Origin of the sequence: Mesobacillus sp., from assembly GCF_049588175.1 — a bacterium.
Taxonomy (GTDB): Bacteria; Bacillota; Bacilli; order Bacillales; family Cytobacillaceae; genus Mesobacillus.
The window spans coordinates 1-2,806 of sequence record NZ_JBAVFI010000048.1 but is presented as its reverse complement, the minus strand read 5'-3'; the positions used below and the strand labels follow the sequence as shown (position 1 = coordinate 2,806).

General features: G+C 46.4%; 2 protein-coding genes. Both read right to left on the bottom strand.

Translation table 11 applies throughout. The features are described 5' to 3' along the window. The coding region (locus WB217_RS01095) for a (Fe-S)-binding protein (protein ID WP_423989841.1) at window positions 1-1,319 on the bottom strand (1,319 nt) is incomplete at its 3' end. Then, on the bottom strand, window positions 1,316-2,728 hold the full coding sequence (glcD, locus tag WB217_RS01090; RefSeq protein WP_423989839.1) for a glycolate oxidase subunit GlcD: 1,413 nt from the start codon (window positions 2,726-2,728) through the stop codon (window positions 1,316-1,318). The genes WB217_RS01095 and glcD, both read right to left, overlap by 4 nt. Window positions 2,729-2,806 lie beyond the last annotated feature (78 nt).

The window sequence follows — 2,806 nt, the reverse complement described above, 5'->3', positions numbered from 1 at the left end:
TTCACAGCTTCCAACAGCAAATCAACAATATGCACGCCTCTCATATTCGATGCCATTCCTTCGCGTTCAATTCCCAGTTTCATCTGGAGCAGACACCCTGGATTTGCAGTAACAATTGTCGTTGCGTGGGTAGCTTTTGCCTGGACCATTTTGGAGTCCAGCAACTGCATGGACATTTCGCTTTCGACTATATTGTAAATTCCAGCAGAACCGCAGCAACGGTCAGCATTTTGCATCTCGCGGTATTCGATGCCTTTGATGGACTGAAGCAGTGTCCGAGGTGCCGAAGCAGTCTTCATAACATTGCGCAAATGGCATGAGTCCTGGTAGGTAATGATTTGTTGCGGCAGTTCCAGCTTCACTTTTTCATGGAAGCCGACCTCAACTAAAATCTGAGAAATATCCTTAATTTTATCCGTAAATGCCTTTGCGCGGTCCTTCCATTCCGGTTCGTCCTTGAGCAGATGATCGTAGTCGACCAGGAAAGCACCGCAGCCGCCGGCATTGGTGATGATAAAATCTACGCCTGTATCCTCAAAAGCTTTGATGTTACGGCGGGCTAGTGCTTTCGCATCTTCCTTTTCACCGCTGTGCCCATGCAGCGCGCCGCAGCAAGCCTGCTCTTTCGGAATGACGATTTCGCAGCCTGCCAGCTGAAGCAGCTTCATGGTCGCATTATTTGTCTCAAGGAACATCGTATCCATCAGGCAGCCGCTGAAAAAGGCAACTTTATGGGTTTTCGTACCGATCGCTTCAAGATGCTCAGGACGATTTTTCATTTCCTTCATCGTTGGCACCTTTGGCAGTACTTTTTCCATAGTAGCCAGAGATTCCGGAAATAGCTTCATAACTCCTGTACCACGCGCAACCTTCTGAAGCCCTGAACGCTGATAGAAACCAATCAGTCCAGTAAGACTCCTCATTCTGTTCTGATGAGGGAAAAGCCCCTTGAATACAGCTTTTCGAACAACTCGAACCGGCATCGAGAACTTCTTGTTTTGATTGACAATATCACGAGCTTCCTCGAGAAGATGTCCATAATTCACACCTGATGGGCAGACCGGCTCACACGCCCTGCAACCAAGGCAGAGATCGAGCGACCTTTCAAAATCCTCATCCGGTTCGATCAAACCATCGACTACCGCCTTCATCAAAGCGATGCGTCCGCGTGGTGAATGGGATTCCTGATAGCCTGATTCGATATATGTCGGGCATGTCGGCAGGCAAAAGCCACAGCGCATGCAATTCAATAGTTCGTCCTGGTTCATTTTTTCCTGGAATTGTGTCTGGATTCTCTGCTGTTCTTGAACTGTTGTCATCTTGAAACCACCACTCGTTTCCTGCTGTCTTTCGCGAAAATCTTGCCTGGATTCATGATATTGTTCGGATCAAGCGCTGTCTTCACAGCTTTCATGGCAGCGACCCCTTCCTTGCCAAGCTTCAACTCAAGGTACGGTGCTTTCATGACGCCAACTCCGTGCTCACCTGTGATCGTGCCGCCAAACTCAATTGCTTTTTCAAAAATTTCCGCAAACGCTTTTTCGACTCTTTCCATTTCCTCATGGTTGCGGGAATCGGTTGGGCATGTTGGATGCAGGTTTCCGTCACCTGCATGACCGAATGTACAGATATTCAAATCATATTTCACTGCAATCTCATTAATGGCATTTACCATTCTAGCAATCTCAGATCTTGGGACTGTAGCATCTTCTAAAATCGTCGTCGGCTTTAAGCGGGCAAGTGCTGACAAAGCGCTGCGACGTGCTGTTCTTAACGCTTCAGCCTCTGCTTCGGATTGTGCAACCTGAACGGACACAGCTTTTTCCTCCTTGCACACCTCGGCAATCCGGGCCATATCCCTTTGGACAACTTCAAGGGGGCCATCCTGTTCAATCAATAAAACAGCTTGTACATCAGTAGGCAAGCCGATTTTAGCAAAATCCTCGACAACCCTCAGTGTTGGCTGATCAAGGAATTCGAGCGTAGCAGGGATGATTTTGCTTGCGATGATTTTTGAAACAGATTTCGCTGCTGCTTCAAGATCCTGATACAAGGCAAGCATCGTCTGCTTTGTTTCTGGGACTGGTATCAATTTCAGGATCGCTTCCGTAACAATTCCCAACGTTCCTTCTGAACCGACGAACAATCTTGTGAAATCGTAGCCTGCTACATCTTTGGCAAGCTTTCCTCCAGTGCGGATAATGTCTCCATTAGGCAGCACAGCTTCAAGACCAATCACGTAGTCTCTTGTTACACCATATTTCAATCCGCGCAGTCCGCCGGAATTTTCATTAATATTTCCACCGATTGTTGATATTTTCATAGAACCTGGATCTGGCGGAAAAAATAAACCCTTTGCTTCAACAGCGTTGATCAAATCCAGCGTCACGACCCCAGGCTGCACAGTTGCAGTCAGGTTCTCTTCATCTACTTCAAGAATCTTATTCATATGTTTAAAAAGCAGCACAATCCCGCCTTCTGTCGGGCAGGTGCCGGCACAAAGATTTGTTCCGGATCCACGCGGCACAATTGGAATTTTATACTCATTACAGATCTTAACAATTTCTGAAACTTCTTCTTTATTCCTTGGACTCACTACCCCATCAGGCATCGATTGAAAATTAGGTGTTGCATCGTATGAATAGACAAGGCGTCCTGTTTTCGTATCGTCAAAATTAGCCGCAGAAACGATGGAAATGATTTTTTCTTTTACTGCTGTTGTAAGCATTATGATATTCCCCCTTGTGCAGATAAATAAATCCAGGCTTCCTATCATTATGACAGAAGCCTGGGATTATTTTGTATT